Here is a 17,247-nt window from a genome sequence, read left to right as displayed (position 1 = left end):
GGAGACGGACGGTCCGCCCAGCAGGGCGGGCAGTTCGGCGATCGAGCCGAGGACGTGGGTGGCGCCGTCGGCCCGCAGCCGGGCCTCGTCGTGGGCGCCGGTGAGGACGCCGGCGACGACCGGGGCGCCGGCCCGGGTGCCGGTCAGCATGTCGTAGCCGGTGTCCCCGGCGACAGCGATCTGGCGGACCGAGTCGATGCCGGTGCGCAGCAGCGCGGTGAGCGCCAGGTCGGGGTACGGGCGGCCGCGGCCGGCCTCGGCGGGGCAGAGGGTCAGGTCGGCGACGGACCGCCAGCCGAGGGCGTCCAGGATGCGGTCCTGGGTGGCCCGGGAGAAGCCGGTGGTGAGGACCACCTTGCGGCCCTGGCCGCGCAGTTCGGCGATGGCCTCGGCGGCGCCGGGCAGGGCGGCGCAGTGCCCGGCGTCCACCAGGTCGTGGTACGCGGCCTCGAAGGCGGTGTTGGCCCGCTGGGCCTTCTCCTCCGCGCCGAACAGGTGCCGGAAGACGGAGATCTTGGACTCGCCCATGGTGGCCCGGACGTGGGCCAGCATCGGGTCGAACTCCGGGCTGCCGGCCTCGACGCCGAGCGCCGCGGCGGCCGTGGTGAAGGCCTGCTCGACGAGGCCGTCGTCGGCCACGGTGGTGCCGGCCATGTCGAGCACGACCAGGCGGATGTCGGCGGTCACGGCGGCATCGGTCACGGCATCGGTCACAGCGGTGTCGGTCACAGCGGTGTTGCTCACAGCGGCGCTCCTTACAGGTTGGCGAGGTCGGCGGTGGTCTCGGCGATGGCGGGCGAGCAGGTCATGCCGCGGCCGCCGGGGCCGGTGACCAGCCAGACGCCGTCGCGCACGCGCTCGCGGTGGACGACCCGGGTGGTGTCGACGCACTGCGCGTACACCCCGGCCCAGCGGCGGCGGATCCGCGGCATCGGGCGGCCGAGCAGGTCCTCGACCACGCCGACCAGGTGGTCGTACGGGTCCTCGGCGACGTCGAAGCCGAACGGCTGGTCGTACTCGTGGGTGTCGCCGATGGTCAGGCCGCCGTCGCGGCGCTGGACCATCAGCAGCTGCATCCCGTGCTCGGCGGCGACCGGCGGCTGCGGCTGGGTCTCGCGCAGCCGGTCCAGGGCGGTGCCGGCGAAGGCGGGGTAGTAGCGGAAGCTGTCGCCGTCGGCGACGGAGGTGGTCAGGGTCTCGCCGAGCGGGTCGGTCTGCATCATCTGGAGCCGCACCCGGCGGACCGGCAGGGCGGGGGCGAGTTCGCGGACCAGGCCGCCGAGCCAGGCGCCGGTGCAGAGGACCACCAGGTCGCCGGTGTGGACGTCGCCGTGGTCGTCGCGGACGGCGTTCTCGCCGACCACCTCGCGCACCTCGCGCCCGGGCAGGAAGGTGTACCGGCCGGTGGCCTCCAGGGCGGCGCGCAGCGCGGGCTGGGCGGTGCGCGGCTCGACGGCGGCGTCGCGCCCGCACCACAGGGCGCCGAGCAGCTTGCCGCGCAGGGCCGGGTTGGCGGCGCGGGTCTCGTCCGGGTCGAGCAGCCGGTAGCCGCGGGCGGCGGCGTCCGGCAGGGTCAGGGCCTGTTCGGCGACGGCGAGTTCGGCCTCGGTGCGGATCGCGGTGAGCGATCCGTTGGCCCGGAAGCCGAGGTCCGGGACGCGGGCGCCGATGGACTCCCACAGTTCGCGGGCGCGCAGCGCGGTGTCCAGCTCCTCGCCCTGCGCCCGGCCGCTGACCCAGACCAGGCCGAAGTTGCGCACCGAGGCGCCGCGCGCCTCGGTCTCGCGCTCCAGGTGGACGACCTCGTGGCCGCGTTCGACGGCCTGCCAGGCGTGCATGCTGCCCAGGACGCCTGCTCCTACGACGATGACTCTCATGCGTCCAGGCTGGTGCGCCCGGGTGTCCGAGGGGCGTCGGCACGCCGTCCCGCAGATGAACCACCTGGGAAGTTGTACAGACAACCCGTCGGCCGTTCCGGGGCCGTCCCGGCGGCTACGACCGCACCACCCGCGCCCGCAGGTAGTTGCGCCGCCCGAAGTTCGGCTCGTCCACCGCCGTCAGCTCCTCCACCTGGAACCGGTACAGCGCCGCCGCCCCGCCCCCGGTCAGGAACTGCCGCCGGACCTCCTCGTCCCGCGCGAAGACCGGGTAGCGCCCCTGGTAGGCGGCCAGCGCCGCCTCGGCCTGCCGCCCCCAGGCCTCGCTCGCGCTGCCGGTCAGCTGGAGGCCGCGCAGCTGCTCGCCGAAGACCGGCGGCGGCAGGAAGACGGTGGCGGCGGCCCGGGCCTCCTCGGCCAGGTGGTGGCTGTGCCGGGTGGAGCGCTCGCTGACGAAGTAGAGGACGAGGTCGTCGTCGTACGCGAAGAAGGCCAGGTTGGCGTGCGGGCCGTGCTCGTGGCCCGCGGTGGCGAGGGTGAGCACCATGGCCTCGGCCAACAGCCCCTCGACGCCCTTGTGCAGCAGGTCGCCCGGCCAGTCCCCCTGCGTGATGTCGAGTCGGTACGGCATTCGGCACTCCCTCCGCTGGCACGCCCGGCGCCCGCGCGCCCGAGCACGACTGAGCCGGGCGGGCGCCCCCGAAGGAGGCTCCACGCCCGGCTCACATGCTCCACCCGCCGTCCGAGGCCGGACAAGGGGCAGGGGCGGAAGTCCGGCTCAGCGCTGCCGGGACCCGTACGACGCGTACCCGCGGGCCATGACCGGCGGCTGCCCCGGTCCGAGCAGCGGCCGCAGCGCGCCCGCCCGCATCCGGTCCACCAGCGGACCGCACCGCCCGGCGAGCGGCGCCAGCACCACCGCGGCCAGCAGCCCGACCAGCGCGCCCACCGCCACGTCGTGCGGGTAGTGCACGCCGACCCAGACCCGGGAGGCGGCCATCAGCACCGCGAACAGGCCGGCCACCAGGCCGAGCCGCCGGTTGACGAACCAGAGCGCGGTCGCGGCGGCGAAGGCGATCACCGAGTGGTTGCTCGGGAAGGACCAGTCCCCGGTGCCCGGGCAGGTCTCCAGCGAGACACTGCCGGGGATCTGCGCGCACGGCCGGAGTTCCTCGACCGCGCCCTTGAACACCGAGTTGACGCCGTAGGCGACGACCACGATCACCGGCGAGGCGAGCACCTTGGCCATCACGGCCGAGTCCGCGCCGCGCGCCCGCCACCAGGCGTAGAGCATGAAGACCGCGAACAGCCCGAGGCCGAGCGCCGACCAGACCTTGATCAGCTCGTCCAGCCAGTGCGGCGCCGACTGCGCCCAGCCGTTGACCCGGGTGTACAGGCCGCCGTCGATTCCGCTGCCGTCGTACACGGCGAGCGCCCTGGAGGGCGTCACGTGTCACCTCCGTGACGTCGCGCCTTACGGGCGCGGAACAGTTCGAGAACAATAGGGAGCACGGAGACAACTACTACCAGACCGATGATCGGCAGCAGGTACTGGTCGATACCGGGGATGGACGAGCCCAGCCCGTACCCGGCGAACACGACGCCGACCGTCCAGACCGCGCCTCCGGCCACCTGCCACAGGGTGAACGAGCGGACCGGCACGTCGAGTACCCCGCAGAGCGGATTCAGCACCGTTCGGACCACCGGGATGAACCGGGCGAGCACGATCGCCTTGCCGTGGCCGTACCTGGCGAGCAGTTCCTCGGCCCGCGCCACGCCCTCCAGCAGGCTCTTGCGCCTGGTCCGGCCGAGCAGCGCCCGGCCGCCGCGCCGGCCGATCAGGTAGCCGACCTGGGCGCCGACGAGCGCGCCGACCAGGGCGGCGGGCAGCACCTGCCACAGGTGCAGCTGCGGGCCCTTGGTGGCGCCGGGCACGCAGAGCAGTCCGGCGGTGAACAGCAGCGAGTCGCCGGGCAGGAAGAAGCCCACCAGCAGCCCGGTCTCGGCGAACAGCACCACGGCGATGCCGAGCGCGCCGAAGGCGGCGAGCAGTGAGGACGCGTCCAGCGGGTTCACCGCGAGGTGAACGGCCGGATCGGCGAGGAACTGGAGCAAGGCCGACGGACCTCCCGTACGTTGGAGGGCGGTTCGCACCGGAACCCGCCCGGACCGTCTACAGTTGCGTAGACGGTCTACACGACTGTAGACGATACTTGGAGGAAGCGCCGCCATGCCCGACGTACCGTCCGCCCGCCGGCCCGCCGGGGAGCTGGAGGCCGAGGTGCTGGCCGCCCTCTGGTCCGCCCGGCAGCCGATGACGCCGCAGGACGTCCAGGCCGCGCTCGGCGGGGACCTCGCCCGCACCACCATCGCGACGATCCTGGCCCGGCTGTTCGACAAGGGGACGGTCGAGCGCACCCGGGCCGGCCGCGCCTACGCCTACACCCCGACCGTCCAGGACACCGCCGGGCTCGCCGCCCGCCGGATGCACACCGAGCTCGGCCGCGAGACCGACCGCTCCACCGTGCTGGCCCGCTTCGTCTCCGACCTCTCCGCCGAGGACGAGCAGCTGCTGCGCGACCTCCTCGGCGACGGCAACCCCGGGGCGCAGACACCGGGAACGGCGGGCCGATGATGCTCGCCGTCTGGGTCCCGCTGCTGCTGCCCTTCCTGGCCGCCCCGCTGGCCCGCCGCCTCGCCGAGGCGCTGCCACCGCGGGCCGCCGCCTGGATGCTGGCCGGCACCGCCGCCGTCCTGGCCGGCGGCACCCTCTGCTCGCTCGGCCTGCTGGCCGCCGCCGGACTGCTCCAGCTCCCGCCGGTCGCCGCCCTCGGCCACCTCTCGCTGCCCTGGCTCACCGCGGCCGCGCCCGACGCGCCGTTCCCGGCCGCGGCGGCCGCCCTGGCCCTCCTCGCGCTCGGCGCCCTGGCGGTGCGCACCGCCCGCCGACGGCTGCGGGAGCTGCGCGCCGCCCGGGCCGCGCTCCCGGCCCAGGCGGTCCGCGCGGAGCCCTCCGACGGCCGCCACGAGGACCGCGCCGCTTCCCCTGACCAGCATCCGGACACGCGCCCCCCGCGCGCCTCCGTGCGCCGGTCACGCCCCCCGGCATGGCCGGCCGCCCTGCTCCGGCCCGCCCACCTGCTGCGGCCCGCCGACCATCCGCTCACCGTCCTGGACGACGAGTGCGCCGACGCCTTCGCCCTGCCCGGCCGCCTGGGCCGCCCCGGCCGACCGGGCGAACCCGGCCGGATCGTGGTCACCTCCGGCATGCTGCGCGCCCTCAGCGGCCCCGAGCGCTCCGCCCTGCTCGCCCACGAACGGGCCCACCTGACCGCCCGCCACCACCTCTTCCTCGCCCTCGCCGAGCACGCCGCCGACGTCCACCCGGCGCTCCGCCCGCTGCGCGCACCCCTCGGCTACCACCTGGAGCGCTGGGCCGACGAGGTGGCCGCCGCCCGGGTCGGCGACCGCGCCGTCACCGCCCGCGCGGTCGGCCGGGCCGCGCTGGCCGCGAGCCGTTCCCCCTGGCCGGCCCGCCCCCGGCTGGTCGCCGCCGCCCACTCCGGCCCGGTCCCGCGCCGGGTCGCCGCACTGCTCCGGCCCCGCCCGGCCACCGCCCCCGGCACCTGGCTGCGGGCCGCCGCCGTGGCCCTGGCCGCCTGCCTGGCGCTGAGCACCGGCGCCGCCCTGGAAGCCGGCGCCGACCTGCACCACACCGTGGAGGCGGCCCAGCAGGGCTCCGGCGCGCAGCGCTGACCCCGGCCGCCCCCGGCCGTCCGGCCGTCAGGCGGTACGGCGGTACGGAACACGGGCCCGCGTTCCGTACCGCCCGGTATGCCGACTTGCCCGACCCCGTCCCCAGCGGCCCACCGCCCCCGTACGCTTTCGTCAGCGCGTCGGCCCCGGCGCGTCCTCGAACGGCGGCGAGGAGCGAAGCGAGTGCGGCAGACCGGACGGCAGTCCCGACGACCCGAGCGCCGCACCCCGCCGACCGCGTCGGAGCTGGCCAAGGTCCACGACCGCACCCTCGCCGACGCCGCCGCCCGGGAACTGGCCGTTCCCGCCCCCGCCGAGGAGGCCGGCGGCCCCGGCCCGCTCGAACCCCGCCCCGAGATCGGCGACTCCTGGGCCCGGCTGCGCCGCCTCGGCCTCGACCCCGACACCGGCGCCGCCGCCGTCCTGCTGAGCCCCGGCGAAATCGAACAGCGCCGCCGCACCAGCGGACTCGACGCCGTCCTGCCGGTGCTGCGCGAGACCCTGCTGGAGGTCGGCGGCGCGGCCCCGCTGCTGCTGGCCGTCGCCGACGCCGAGGGCCACGTGCTCTGGCAGGAGGGCGAGCGCGGCCTGCGCCGCAGCGCCGACCGGATCGGCTTCATCACCGGCGCCCGCTGGATCGAGGAGAGCGTCGGCACCAACGGCATCGCGGTCGCGCTGCGCGCCCGGCGCCCGATGCACGTCCACTCCGCCGAGCACTACCTGCGCAGCCACCACGCCTGGACCTGCGTGGCCGCGCCGGTGCGCGACCCCGGGACGGGTCGGCTGGTCGGCGCCATCAACCTGAGCGGCCCGGCGCACAGCGTCCGCCCGTACCTGATCCAGCTCACCGCCACCGCCGCCCGGCTCGCGGAGACCGAGCTGCGCGCCCACCGGCTGGAGGCGCTGCACCAGCTGCGCGCCCTGGCCGCCCCGCTGCTCGCCCGGGTCGGCGGCCCGGCGCTGGTGGTCGACGCGGCCGGCTGGACCGCCGCCGCGGCCGGGCTGCCACCGCCCAGCCGGCTGCGGGTGCCCAGCGAGGGCTGGACCCCGGCCACCGTGCACTGGGTGCCCGGACTCGGCGAGTGCGCGCTGGAGCCGCTCGCCGACGGCTGGCTGGTGCGCCCGGTCCGGCCGCCCGAGGAGGACGGCTCCGGCACGGTGACCGCCGAACAGGCCGAGGGCGCCCACTTGCGGCTCGACCTGCGCCGCCCGGACCGCCCCGAACTGTCCGTCCGGGGCGCGGCCGACAGCTGGTCGCACCCGCTCAGCCCGCGCCACGCCGAACTGCTGCTCCTGCTCGCCACCGGACGCGAGGGCAGCACCGCCGCCCAACTCGCCGAGGCGCTGTTCGGCGACGCGGGCCGGACGGTGACGGTCCGCGCCGAACTGTCCCGGCTGCGCCGCTACCTGGGCGGGCTGCTGGCCCACCGGCCGTACCGGATCGCCGAGTCGGTGCTGGTCAGCGTGGACGGGCCGGACGACCCGTACGACCTGCTGCCCGCCTCCTCGGCCCCGGCCGTCCGGCGGCTGCGGGCCGCGCTGGCGGCCGGGACGGCCCGGTTGCCCGGCGCGCCGCCCCTCCCGCCGCCGCGCGCGGCCGGGCCGCCGGAGCGCCGCTGACGGCCTGCCCCGACTCCAGGGGACGGGCTCTCAGCCCTCGGCGAGCAGCGCGGCCAGCTCGGCGTCGGTGGGGCCGCAGTGGCGCTCCTGGTGCTCGGAGACCAGCGCGTAGGTGCGGTCCAGCCAGGCCTGCACCCGGGGCTTGGAGGCCTCCAGCAGCGCGCTGCCGTGCGGGGATTCGAGCGCCAGGTGCAGCGTCGAGCCGTGGCACGGGCAGTACGCCGGCCACAGTTTGACGTCGCCCTGGCCGCTCAGCGCGCGCAGGCCGTCGCGCAGCAGTTCGCGCGAGAACACCCAGTCCGCCTCGTCCGGCCGCCCCAGATGGAAGGTCAGCAGCACCTCGTACGGGCGCGCGGCGGTGAACCGGAACCGGGTGCGCACCTCGCCGACCACCTCCTCGCCCAGCGAGATCCGCAGGGTCAGCACCTCCTCCACCGCCGCCGGAGCGGCGGTGGAGACCTCCCCATCGCCGCCCGTGGGGGTGGCGGCGAGGGGTGCACTGGAGGCTGCGGACAGCGGGTCGGACGGCATGACGGTCTCTCCGGGACGGCGTGGGATGCCCTCAGCCTGCGTCACGCCCGGTACGGCGGGCAAGGGTTGCAAGGGGGTTGCAATAACCCCCGGCCGGGCCGGCCGCCCCTTACCCGCGCTTATCAGACGGACCGTCAACTTCCGTGTGGCGCACGGATGTCCGCGAAGTGGAGGGGGTGCGACCGGGCCGCGGCCGTCCGCTGGTACGCTCTCCCCTCTCCCCACGCGGGCCCGCGTGGAACCGGCCCTCCGCGGCCGGAGCCGGGCCCGGCGGCGGCGCGTGGGAGAATACGGCGACGCGACGGCGGCTTCGGGGAGGGAGGGGTCCGGTGGCTGTGCGCGAGGACACCGCGCGGGACGTGCAGCACGAGCCCGCACGGCAGGGCCGGCACGGGCGGCCGCGCCCGTTCGGCGGCCTGTTCCGGCTGCCCACCCTGCGCTTCTCCGGTGCCGCGATGGCGATGTCCACCGTGGTCGGCATCAGCATCGCGACCACCCTGCTGCTCAACGAACAGCAGGGGATCGGCCGCCGGGCCGGCGTCGCCCGGGTCGGCAGCACCCCGCCGCCCACGCCGGGCGCCACCGACGAGGCCGAGGCGGTCTCGGCGCAGACCCCGAGCGGCGGCCCGTCGTCCGCCCCCGCCGCCGACCGGCCCTCGGCGCGCCCCTCCACGCGCCACTCGGTGAACCCTCCGGTCGCCGCCACCCCGCCCGCGCCCCGCGCGACGGTCCCGGGCACACCCCAGACCGGCGGCCAGGCCTCGGCCGGGCAGGACGCACCGGCGCCCGGCACCCAGCTCGCGGGCACCGAGGCCGGCACCCCGGCCCCGGCCGGCCCCTCGCCCTCCCCTTCCGTCTCCGTCCCGGCCCCGGGCGCCAAGCAGCCCGGCTTCGGCCCGCCCGCCCCTGGCCGGACGCCGAACGACCCCGGTCCGGCGCCCGCCGTGCCCGGCCGCCCGGCACCGCCGCCCGCCCTGCCCCTCCCGGACACCGACGGCGCGGCGGACACCGGCGACGCCCCGGACGCCGACGGCACCGACGACAGCGCGGACACCGACCACGCGCTGACCGGCGCCGCCCGGGTCTCCCCGCTGGGCCGCGACGGCCTGCGCCACCAGCTCACCCTCGCGGCCGCCGAGCCGGTCACCGCGTTCCAGGCCGAGTTCCGGCTCGTCCCGGGCGAGTCGGCCCCCGGCCCCGGCTCGGCCTGGACCGACCTGCCGGGCGCCGTGGTGACCGTCCAGCAGGAGCGCGGCACCCTCGTCTACCGCTTCACCACCCCGCCCGGCACCGACGTCCGGCCCGGCCACTACACCTTCGGCGTCCGCGGCGCCCGCCCGGCGGCCGACCCGTCCGCCGTGGTGCGCAAGTCGGCCCCGGCGGAGAGCTGGAGCGTCTCCGCCTTCGCCCTCGACCACCCCCGCGCGGTCGCCGCGCTCGGCTCCTTCGGCCCGCCTCCGCCGCCGTCCGCCGAGCCGTACCCGCCCGGCACCCCGGCCGCCACGCCGGCCACCCCGACCGCCCCGACCGCCGCGGCCGCCGCGGCCCGCTGACCTGCCGGCGGCCCGCAGCGGACGATCGTCCGACGATCCGACAGCCGGCCCCGCCGGACGGGCGCATCCCCGCACCCTCGTTCGTTACTGTGGGCAGCACCCGGCCCGGCGCCCCCAACGGCCCCGGCCGGGCCGCCGTTCCGCACCCGAGGAGGAGTCCGTGCCCACCGTCCTGACCCAAGGCGGCAACGCACCGCTGACCGCCGCGCGAGTGACCGTCGAGGTCACCGCGCCCAAGGCGCTGGACGTCTCCGGCCTGCTGCTGACCGATGCCGGAAAGGTCCGCTCGGACGACGACTTCGTCTTCTTCAACGCCCCGAACGGCCCCGGCGTCAGCCACCGCCCGGCCTCCGCCGGCACCCCCGACGCGATCACCGTCGACACCCGGGCCGTCCCGGCCGGCATCACCAAGATCGTGGTCACCGCGAGCCCCGCCGACCAGGTCTCCACCTTCGCCGGGACGGAGCCCACCGCCACCGTCCGCGACGCCGACACCGGCGAGGTGCTGGTCACCTTCACCCCGCCCCGGCTGGGCCTGGAGACCGCGCTCATCGTGGTCGAGGTCTACCGGCGGGGCGGCGCCTGGAAGGTGCGCGCGGTCGGCCAGGGCTACGCCGACGGCCTCGCGGGCATCGCCACCGACTTCGGCGTCACCGTCGACGACTCCCCGGCGCCCGCCCCCGCGCCCGCCGCCCCGGCGGCAGCGGCCGCACCGCCCGCGCCGCCGGCCCCGGTGGACCGGACCGTCCAGCTCCCGGCCCCGCCGACCGCCCCGCCGGCCGTCCCGCCCGTGCCGCCCGCACCGGCGGCCGCCCCGATCGACCCGCGGATCGCCCTCGCCACCGGCCAGAGCGCCGTCCCGGCCCCGCCCGCGGCTCCCCCGGCGCCCGCCGCGCCCCCGGCCCCGGCCGCCCCCGGCAAGGTCACCCTGGACAAGGGCCGGGTCAACCTGGTCAAGGGCAGCTCGGTCTCCCTGGTCAAGAACGGCCGCCCCTTCCTCTCCTCCGTCCGGATGGCCCTCGGCTGGAAGTCCGCCGCCCGCGGCCGCGACATCGACCTGGACGCCTCCTGCCTCGCCTTCGACACCCGCCACAAGCGGCTGGAGACGGCCTGGTTCATGAAGCTGAGCATCTTCAACGGCGCGATCTCCCACTCCGGCGACAACCTGGTCGGCGGCGAGGGCGGCGACGACGAGGCGATCACCGTCCACCTGGAGGGCCTGCCGGCCGAGGTCCACGCGCTGGTCTTCGTCGTGAACTCCTTCTCCGGCCAGAGGTTCACCGAGGTGCGCGACGCCTACTGCCGCCTGCTGGACGCCCGGACGGAGGAGGAGCTGGTCCGCTTCGACCTCACCAACTCCGAGCCCCACACCGGTGTGATGATGTGCAAGCTGGTCCGCCGCCCGGGCGGCGAGTGGGAGATGACGGCGCTCGGCGAGTACGTCGACGGCAAGACCGCGCGGGCGATGATCGAGCCCGCCGCCGCGACGCTCTGACCCCCGGCGTCACAGTCCTGCCCGTGGTTTCACCCTCCCGAGGCATCAAGTCGTCCACAGAGCGACTCGATTGACTCTCAGGAGGGTGAAACCGCACTCTCCCCCTACCCCGAGGAGGAGAGCCGTGCCAGGCTTCCTGTCCCGCCTCGCCGTCGCCGGCACCGCCACCGTGCTCGCCGCCGGGCTGATCACCCCGACCACCGCCCAGGCCGCAGCCCGGCCGGGCACCCGCGCCGGCGCACTGAGCTGGACGGCCCTCGGCGACTCCTACACCGCCGGGATCATCGAGGCCACCGGCGACGAGACCGCGCCCCGCGACGGCTGCGCCCGGACCGTCGAGTCCTACCCCGAGATCATCCGCCGCGACCTCGGCTCCCTGGCCGACCTGCGGAACGTCAGCTGCAGCGGCGCCACCACCGACGGCGTCGACGTGGCCGCGCAGTCCCCGCTCGGCCGCCCGCTCCCGCCGCTCGGCACCGACCCGAACGGCCCCTACCCGCCCGTCCCGCCGCAGATCGACGCCGTCGCCCCGGCCACCGACCTGGTCACCGTCGGGATCGGCGGCAACGACCTCGGCTTCGCCGAGATCCTCAAGAGCTGCATCGAACTCGGCGCCGTCCAGCTCGGCCGGGGCACGCCCTGCAAGGACAAGTTCGACGCGGGCCTGCCCGACCGCTTCGCCCGGCTGCGCAACGGCTACGACCGGATGCTGACCGCGCTGCACGCCAAGGCCCCGTCCGCCAGGATCCTCACCGTCGGCTACCCCCACCTCGTCCCCGAGAACGCCGGGCTCTGCCAGTACGGCAACCTCCTGCAGTTCGGCACCTTCACCGGCGGCGACCTCGTCTGGGCCCGCACCGCGATCGTGGAACCGCTCAACGCGCTCGTCGCCCGGAGCACCGCCGCCCACGGCGACACCTTCGTGGACCTCTACCCCGCCAGCGCCGGCCACAGCGTCTGCGACGCCGACCACTGGCTGGACGGCGTGCTGACCAGCGTCCTCCCCCTCAAGTACGCCGTGGTGCACCCCAACGCGACCGGCCAGGCCCACACCGCGGCCCTAGTCGAGAAGGCCGTCCTCGGCGGCTGACCGGCCGCTCCCACCGAAAACCGCTGGCCCGCCCACCCCTCGCGCGCCATCCTGGTCCGATGCCCACGTCCTCGCCCGTGCCCGTGCCCGCTCCCGCGCCCGCTCCCGTCCGCATCCGCGAAGCCGTCCCCGAGGACTGGCCGGGCATCTGGCCGTTCTTCCACACCGTCGTCGCCGCCGGCGAGACCTTCCCCTACCCCCTGGACATGCCCTCCGAGCTGGGCCGGGAGTGGTGGATGCTCGCCGCCCCGAACCGCACGGTGGTCGCGGTGGACGAGGACGGGCGGATCCTCGGCACCGCCACCATGACCCGCAACCGCCCCGGCAACGGCTCGCACGTGGCCAGCGCCAGCTACCTGGTCGACCCGGCCCACCACGGCCGGGGGATCGGGCGGGCCCTGGTCGAGTACACCCTCGACTGGGCCCGCCGGTCCGGCTTCCGCGCCATGCAGTTCAACGCCGTCGTCGCCAACAACCACCACGCCGTGCGGCTCTACGAGTCGCTCGGCTTCGAGATCGTCGGCACCGTCCCCGAGGCCTTCGACCACCCCGTGGACGGCTACGTCGGCCTGCACGTCATGTACCGCAAGCTGTAAGGCCGTTACCCCTGCTCCTGCTCCTACTCCTCGATCGCCCCGCCGATCCGCCGCAGGTGCCGCCGGAAGCTGTACGCCGGGTCGGTGGCGCGCCGCTCCAGGTACTCCTCGAAGGAGGTCTGCCGGCGCAGCGTGTCCCCGGAGGCGATCCGCGCGGCCTGCGCGCGCTCGGTCCGGGCGATCCCGCCGGCCGTCTCCAGCACCTCCGCGACCCGGTCGCCGGGCACGAACAGCACCCCGTCCGGGTCGGCGAACACCACGTCCTCGGCGCTCACCGGGTGCGGCCCGAACTTCGCCGTCAGCAGCGCCGCCGGCTCTCGGTCGTCCAACCGCACCGGGCCGAGCGGCAGCGCCCCGTAGCTGAACACCGGCAGCCCGATCTCCCGCAGCTCGGGGGTGTCCCGGTGCAGCCCCCACACCACGATCCCGGCCACCCCGGCGGCCCGCGCCTCCAGCACCGCGAGGTCCCCGATGCAGGCCTCGTCGGTCCGCCCGCCGTTGTCGACCACCAGCACGTCCCCGTCCCGGGCCGCCCCGTACGCCTCCAGGAACACGTCCACGCTCCCGTAGTGCCGCACCGGCAGCACCCGCCCCGCCACCCGGGCCCCGGCCACCACCGCCCCCACCCCCGCCGGCGCCACCCGCACCCCCACCCCGAGCCGCACACAGGCATCCGCCACCAACGGCGTGGACAGCTCCGCGAAAGCCTTCAGCATCCCCAACTCCTCCACTCGAAAAGCCAGTTCACCAGCAGGAAGATCTTAGGTCCCGCTCAAACTCACACCATCGAGTGAAACCATGCCATATGCGGCATACCCCGTTCCGGGACCGCAGTAGCGTGACGGCCACCTGAAGGAGGGGCATCATGAGTGCTGTGGCGCATGAGCAACCGATCGCGGGCTCCCCATCGCAGGCGGACATCCTGCTGGAGAGCTTCCTGAGCCTGCACTCCCCCGAAGGCTTCCGGGCCGAGCTCATCGAGGGAGAGATCATCGTGGCACCACCGCCGGACGGCGATCACGAGGACTACATCAACCACCTGCTCAAGCAGGTGATCCGGCGCTCCAAGACCGATATGAGCGTTTCCGGAGGCAAGGGCCTCCGCCTCGTGAGCGGCGGTCTCTGTCCGAAGAACCACGTCATCCCGGACGTCACATTCGCTCCCGAGGAACTCCGCCTCTTCCGGGGCGCACCGTCCTGGATGGAACCGGACGGCGTCGCCATGGTCGCGGAAGTGACCTCCGCCAAGCCCGACCAGGACCGCATCGCCAAGCGCCACTGCTACGCCCGGGCCGGCATCCCGCTCTACCTCCTCATCGACCGCGAGAAGTCCCAGGTCAGCCTCTTCGCCAAGCCGCACCGCGACGAGTACACCGAGGTGCACCTCGCCGCCTTCGGTGAACCGCTCGCGCTCCCTGCCCCGTTCGACTTCGACCTCGACACGAAGCCGTTCCTCTGACGTCGACAACGCGCGACGGCCCGCACCCCCCGTCAGGGGTGCGGGCCGTGGCCTGGGGGCGCCGGGTCAGCCGCGGGTGGCCATGGCGCGCAGGAAGAAGGTCAGGTTGGCGGGGCGCTCGGCGAGGCGGCGCATGAAGTAGCCGTACCACTCCTGGCCGTACGGGAGGTAGACCCGCATGGTGTTGCCCTCGCCGGCGAGGCGCAGCTGCTCCTCGGGGCGGATGCCGAACAGCATCTGGTACTCGAAGGAGTCCCGCTTGCGGCCGTTCCACTGGGCCAGCTGGCCGGCGATCTTGATCATGTTGGGGTCGTGCGAGGCGATCATCGGGTAGCCCTCGCCCGCCATCAGGACCTTCAGGGCCCGGACGTACGCGAGGTCGACCTCGTGCTTGCCCTGGAAGGCGACCGACTCGGGCTCCTTGTAGGCACCCTTGCACAGGCGCACGCGCGAGCCGGCGCCGGAGAACTCGCGGCAGTCGGCCTCGGTGCGGCGCAGGTAGGCCTGGAGCACGACGCCCAGCCACGGGAAGTCCGCCCGCAGCTCCCGCGCGATGGCGAGGGTGGAGTCGGTGGTGGTGTGGTCCTCCATGTCGAGGGTCACCGTGGTGCCCGCGTCGGCGGCGGCCTCGCAGATGCGGCGGGCGTTCTCCAGCGCGATCTTCTCGCCGTCCACCGGCAGGAACTGGCCGACGGCCGACAGCTTGACCGACACCTCGGCGCCGGCCGCGAGGCCGGTCTCCTTGAGGGCCTTGAGCAGGTGCTCGTAGGCCTCGGCGGTGCCGGCGGCCTGGGCGGCGTCCTGGGTGTCCTCGCCGAGGTGGTCGAGGGTGACCTTGCGACCGGTGGCGATCAGGTCGTCGGTGGCGGTGACGGCGTCGTCGAGGACGTCACCGGCGACGAAGCGCTCGACTATCGCGTGGGTCGGCGGGAACTTCTCGACCACGGTGCGGACCTGCGGGGACCGGGAGGCCGCGAGAAGGGCGGAACGGAGCATCGTGACTCCTGGAGCTGGTGCTTCTTAAGGATGGCAGAAGGGCCGGGACGGCGGTGCGGGGATGAGGCACCGCCGCCCCGGGAGGCGGCGCCCGGCTGCGGGACCGGGCGTCGCGGGTGACCGGTGGCTACGGGACGAGCCGGCTGGCCAGGGGGGGTTGGTCAGCCCATGTGCGGGTAGCGGTAGTCCGTCGGCGGGACGAAGGTCTCCTTGACCGAGCGGGTCGAGGTCCAGCGCGCCAGGTTCTGCTTGGCACCGGCCTTGTCGTTGGTGCCCGAGGCCCGGCCGCCACCGAAGGGCTGCTGGCCGACGACGGCGCCGGTCGGCTTGTCGTTGATGTAGAAGTTGCCGGCGGCGAAGCGCAGCTTGTGCATCGCGTCCTGGGCCGCGGCGCGGTCCTGGGAGATGATCGAGCCGGTCAGGCCGTACGGGGACACCGACTCCATCTGGGCCAGCATCTCCTCGTACTTCTCGTCCTCGTAGACGTACACGGCGAGGATCGGACCGAAGTACTCGTCCTTGAAGTACTCGGCGGCCGGGTCCTGGCAGACCAGGACGGTCGGGCGGACGAAGTAGCCGACCGAGTCGTCGTAGGTGCCGCCGGCGAGGACCTCGACCTGCGGGTCGGCCTGGGCGCGGTCGATCGCGGCCTTGTTCTTGGCGAAGGAGCGCTCGTCGATGACGGCCGACATGAAGTTGGACAGGTCGCTGACGTCGCCCATGGTGAGGCCGTCGACCTCGGCGGCGAACTCGTCCTTGAGGCCGGCCCAGAGCGAGGCCGGGACGTAGGCCCGCGACAGCGCCGAGCACTTCTGGCCCTGGAACTCGAAGGCGCCGCGGGTCATCGCGGTCTTCAGGACCTTCGGGTCGGCGGACGGGTGGGCGACCAGGAAGTCCTTGCCGCCGGTCTCGCCGACGATCCGCGGGTAGGTGCGGTAGCCGGAGATGTTGGTGCCGACCTCGCGCCACAGGTGCTGGAAGGTGGCGGTGGAGCCGGTGAAGTGGATGCCGGCCAGCGCCGGGTGCTTGAGCGCGACCTCGGAGACGGCCAGGCCGTCGCCGGTCACCATGTTGATGACGCCCTTGGGCAGGCCGGCCTCCTCCAGCAGCTGCATCAGCAGGTGCGCGGAGAACTGCTGGGTCGGGGACGGCTTCCACAGCACCACGTTGCCCATCAGCGCGGGCGCGGTCGGCAGGTTGCCGGCGATCGCGGTGAAGTTGAACGGGGTGATCGCGTAGACGAAGCCCTCGAGCGGGCGGTGGTCGCTGCGGTTCCACACGCCGTCCGAGGAGATCGGCTGCTCGGCCATGATCTGGCGGGCGAAGTGCACGTTGAAGCGCAGGAAGTCGACCAGCTCGCAGGGGGTGTCGATCTCGGCCTGCTGCGCGGTCTTGGACTGGCCGAGCATGGTGGCGGCGGCCAGGGTCTCGCGCCAGGGGCCGGCCAGCAGGTCGGCGGCCTTGAGGAAGATCGCGGCGCGGGAGTCGAAGGAGAGCGCCTGCCAGGCCGGGGCAGCGGCCAGGGCAGTGTCGATGGCGTCCTGCGCGTCGGCCTGGGTGGCGTTGCGCAGGGTGCCGAGCCGAGCCGCGTGGTTGTGCGGCTGGACGACGTGGATCTCGGTGCCGCCGCCCATCCGGCGCTCACCGTTGATCGTCATGGTCAGCTGGACCGGCTCCTGGCCGCCCAGCTCCTTCAGCTTGGCCTCCAGACGGGCCCGTTCCGGGCTCCCGGGGGCGTAGCTGTGGACCGGCTCGTTCACCGGCGCGGGGACCTGGGTCACAGCGTCCATAGAGCGCACGCTCTCCTTCGTTCAGTGCGGGGGGATTGCCGGCGCGGGTTGCACGCCGACCACAGCACGAACGCTATTCCTGGCCACCGGGCCACTTGATTGGCCGCGCGGCTAAATTCCCCCGTACGGCGTTGTCCGGCCCGACGAAGCTGGTCACGCCACGGTCACGAACCGTCCCCGATCGCCCCACCGTTCACACCACCCCGCACCACCGGCTCACGCCCCCGGTCCTCGAAGGCGGCTCGCGCGCCGGTGCCCGCCGGTGCCCGGGGCGCCCCGGGCGCCGGGTCCCCGGGCCGCGATCCGGCGGCCACGCCGATTCTCTGTCCGTCCGGCTAAAATCGACCGCGAAACGTTGTCCGGGCGGATGAAGGAGGACCGGCGTTGACCACCCCCGGCCTGCCGCTCCGTCAACTCCTGATGTCCCTCGGCGAACCGCTGGTCGAGCTGCAGGCCGCCCCGCTGGGCCTGGACGTCCCGGTGC

17 protein-coding genes are annotated in these 17,247 nt (G+C 74.9%); 8 read left to right on the top strand and 9 right to left on the bottom strand.

Annotated features, from left to right (window positions below):
• From ACFU6K_RS09255 to ACFU6K_RS09235, 5 genes are all read right to left on the bottom strand, one after another.
• Nucleotides 1-714 (bottom strand): phosphonatase-like hydrolase (locus tag ACFU6K_RS09255; RefSeq protein WP_380661852.1); only part of this gene is annotated, 714 nt, incomplete at its 3' end.
• Nucleotides 715-755: 41 nt separating this feature from the next.
• On the bottom strand, nt 756-1,877 hold the full coding sequence (locus ACFU6K_RS09250; protein ID WP_380661850.1) for a TIGR03364 family FAD-dependent oxidoreductase: 1,122 nt from the start codon (nt 1,875-1,877) through the stop codon (nt 756-758).
• A 115-nt stretch (nt 1,878-1,992) separates the two neighbouring features.
• Complete coding sequence (locus ACFU6K_RS09245; protein WP_049654261.1) at nt 1,993-2,508, bottom strand: pyridoxamine 5'-phosphate oxidase family protein; 516 nt, start codon at nt 2,506-2,508, stop codon at nt 1,993-1,995.
• 147 nt (nt 2,509-2,655) lie between these two features.
• Nucleotides 2,656-3,327, bottom strand: coding sequence for a phosphatase PAP2 family protein (locus ACFU6K_RS09240; RefSeq protein ID WP_380661849.1), 672 nt, complete (start codon nt 3,325-3,327; stop codon nt 2,656-2,658).
• The gene (locus ACFU6K_RS09235; protein WP_380661848.1) at nt 3,324-3,992 is read right to left on the bottom strand and encodes a DedA family protein; all 669 of its coding nucleotides are present in this window, start codon (nt 3,990-3,992) and stop codon (nt 3,324-3,326) included. Before ACFU6K_RS09235 ends, ACFU6K_RS09240 begins: the two co-directional genes overlap by 4 nt.
• Before the next feature lie 115 nt (nt 3,993-4,107).
• On the opposite strand from ACFU6K_RS09235, the gene ACFU6K_RS09230 reads away from it, so the two are divergent.
• From ACFU6K_RS09230 to ACFU6K_RS09220, 3 genes are all read left to right on the top strand, one after another.
• On the top strand, nt 4,108-4,512 hold the full coding sequence (locus tag ACFU6K_RS09230; RefSeq protein ID WP_049654255.1) for a BlaI/MecI/CopY family transcriptional regulator: 405 nt from the start codon (nt 4,108-4,110) through the stop codon (nt 4,510-4,512).
• Nucleotides 4,509-5,633 carry a M56 family metallopeptidase gene (locus ACFU6K_RS09225; protein ID WP_380661847.1) on the top strand — a complete coding sequence of 375 codons (1,125 nt, stop codon included), beginning with the start codon at nt 4,509-4,511 and terminating at the stop codon, nt 5,631-5,633. The genes ACFU6K_RS09230 and ACFU6K_RS09225 overlap by 4 nt, the downstream gene beginning before the upstream one ends.
• 183 nt (nt 5,634-5,816) lie before the next feature.
• Nucleotides 5,817-7,253 (top strand): GAF domain-containing protein, encoded by a 1,437-nt coding sequence (locus ACFU6K_RS09220; RefSeq protein ID WP_380661846.1) that lies wholly within the window; start codon nt 5,817-5,819, stop codon nt 7,251-7,253.
• A gap of 30 nt (nt 7,254-7,283) precedes the next feature.
• Here ACFU6K_RS09220 and ACFU6K_RS09215 read toward each other — a convergent pair whose 3' ends face one another.
• A complete protein-coding gene (locus tag ACFU6K_RS09215) occupies nt 7,284-7,784 on the bottom strand; it encodes an SsgA family sporulation/cell division regulator (protein WP_380661845.1) in 501 nt (166 codons plus the stop codon).
• A gap of 329 nt (nt 7,785-8,113) precedes the next feature.
• Between ACFU6K_RS09215 and ACFU6K_RS09210 the strand changes: the two genes are divergently transcribed.
• The 4 genes from ACFU6K_RS09210 to ACFU6K_RS09195 all read left to right on the top strand — a co-directional run bounded on the left by ACFU6K_RS09210 (nt 8,114) and on the right by ACFU6K_RS09195 (nt 12,518).
• A complete protein-coding gene (locus tag ACFU6K_RS09210) occupies nt 8,114-9,337 on the top strand; it encodes a hypothetical protein (protein ID WP_380661844.1) in 1,224 nt (407 codons plus the stop codon).
• Between the two features lie 172 nt (nt 9,338-9,509).
• Nucleotides 9,510-10,832 (top strand): TerD family protein, encoded by a 1,323-nt coding sequence (locus tag ACFU6K_RS09205; protein ID WP_380661851.1) that lies wholly within the window; start codon nt 9,510-9,512, stop codon nt 10,830-10,832.
• A 124-nt stretch (nt 10,833-10,956) separates the two neighbouring features.
• The gene (locus ACFU6K_RS09200; protein WP_380661843.1) at nt 10,957-11,922 is read left to right on the top strand and encodes an SGNH/GDSL hydrolase family protein; all 966 of its coding nucleotides are present in this window, start codon (nt 10,957-10,959) and stop codon (nt 11,920-11,922) included.
• Nucleotides 11,923-11,981: 59 nt separating this feature from the next.
• Nucleotides 11,982-12,518, top strand: coding sequence for a GNAT family N-acetyltransferase (locus tag ACFU6K_RS09195; RefSeq protein ID WP_380661842.1), 537 nt, complete (start codon nt 11,982-11,984; stop codon nt 12,516-12,518).
• A 23-nt stretch (nt 12,519-12,541) separates the two neighbouring features.
• Here ACFU6K_RS09195 and ACFU6K_RS09190 read toward each other — a convergent pair whose 3' ends face one another.
• Entirely contained in the window at nt 12,542-13,234 is a 693-nt protein-coding gene (locus ACFU6K_RS09190; RefSeq protein WP_380661840.1) for an RraA family protein, read from the bottom strand.
• 149 nt (nt 13,235-13,383) lie between these two features.
• Between ACFU6K_RS09190 and ACFU6K_RS09185 the strand changes: the two genes are divergently transcribed.
• Complete coding sequence (locus tag ACFU6K_RS09185; protein ID WP_380661839.1) at nt 13,384-13,977, top strand: Uma2 family endonuclease; 594 nt, start codon at nt 13,384-13,386, stop codon at nt 13,975-13,977.
• 66 nt (nt 13,978-14,043) lie between these two features.
• On the opposite strand, the gene ACFU6K_RS09180 is transcribed toward ACFU6K_RS09185, so the two are convergent.
• Both ACFU6K_RS09180 and pruA read right to left on the bottom strand, forming a co-directional pair.
• Entirely contained in the window at nt 14,044-14,973 is a 930-nt protein-coding gene (locus ACFU6K_RS09180) for a proline dehydrogenase family protein (RefSeq protein WP_380661838.1), read from the bottom strand.
• 161 nt (nt 14,974-15,134) lie between these two features.
• Nucleotides 15,135-16,763: an L-glutamate gamma-semialdehyde dehydrogenase gene (pruA, locus tag ACFU6K_RS09175; protein ID WP_380661836.1), complete on the bottom strand. Its 1,629-nt coding sequence runs from the start codon at nt 16,761-16,763 to the stop codon at nt 15,135-15,137.
• Between the last annotated feature and the right edge of the window lie 484 nt (nt 16,764-17,247).

The organism is Kitasatospora sp. NPDC057512 (genome assembly GCF_042802135.1).
Lineage (GTDB): Bacteria > Actinomycetota > Actinomycetes > Streptomycetales > Streptomycetaceae > Kitasatospora.
The sequence above is the reverse complement of the archived record's forward strand: the minus strand, read 5'-3'. Positions and strand labels throughout refer to the sequence as shown.

Excerpts from the sequence above, each read along its gene's own strand:
- ACFU6K_RS09180 (WP_380661838.1), bottom strand. The coding sequence starts at position 14,973 with ATGCTCCGTTCCGCCCTTCTCGCGGCCTCCCGGTCCCCGCAGGTCCGC.
- ACFU6K_RS09195 (WP_380661842.1), top strand. The coding sequence starts at position 11,982 with ATGCCCACGTCCTCGCCCGTGCCCGTGCCCGCTCCCGCGCCCGCTCCC.
- ACFU6K_RS09250 (WP_380661850.1), bottom strand. The coding sequence starts at position 1,877 with ATGAGAGTCATCGTCGTAGGAGCAGGCGTCCTGGGCAGCATGCACGCC.
- ACFU6K_RS09190 (WP_380661840.1), bottom strand. The coding sequence starts at position 13,234 with ATGCTGAAGGCTTTCGCGGAGCTGTCCACGCCGTTGGTGGCGGATGCC.
- ACFU6K_RS09245 (WP_049654261.1), bottom strand. The coding sequence starts at position 2,508 with ATGCCGTACCGACTCGACATCACGCAGGGGGACTGGCCGGGCGACCTG.
- ACFU6K_RS09230 (WP_049654255.1), top strand. The coding sequence starts at position 4,108 with ATGCCCGACGTACCGTCCGCCCGCCGGCCCGCCGGGGAGCTGGAGGCC.
- ACFU6K_RS09185 (WP_380661839.1), top strand. The coding sequence starts at position 13,384 with ATGAGTGCTGTGGCGCATGAGCAACCGATCGCGGGCTCCCCATCGCAG.
- ACFU6K_RS09225 (WP_380661847.1), top strand. The coding sequence starts at position 4,509 with ATGATGCTCGCCGTCTGGGTCCCGCTGCTGCTGCCCTTCCTGGCCGCC.
- ACFU6K_RS09215 (WP_380661845.1), bottom strand. The coding sequence starts at position 7,784 with ATGCCGTCCGACCCGCTGTCCGCAGCCTCCAGTGCACCCCTCGCCGCC.
- pruA (WP_380661836.1), bottom strand. The coding sequence starts at position 16,763 with ATGGACGCTGTGACCCAGGTCCCCGCGCCGGTGAACGAGCCGGTCCAC.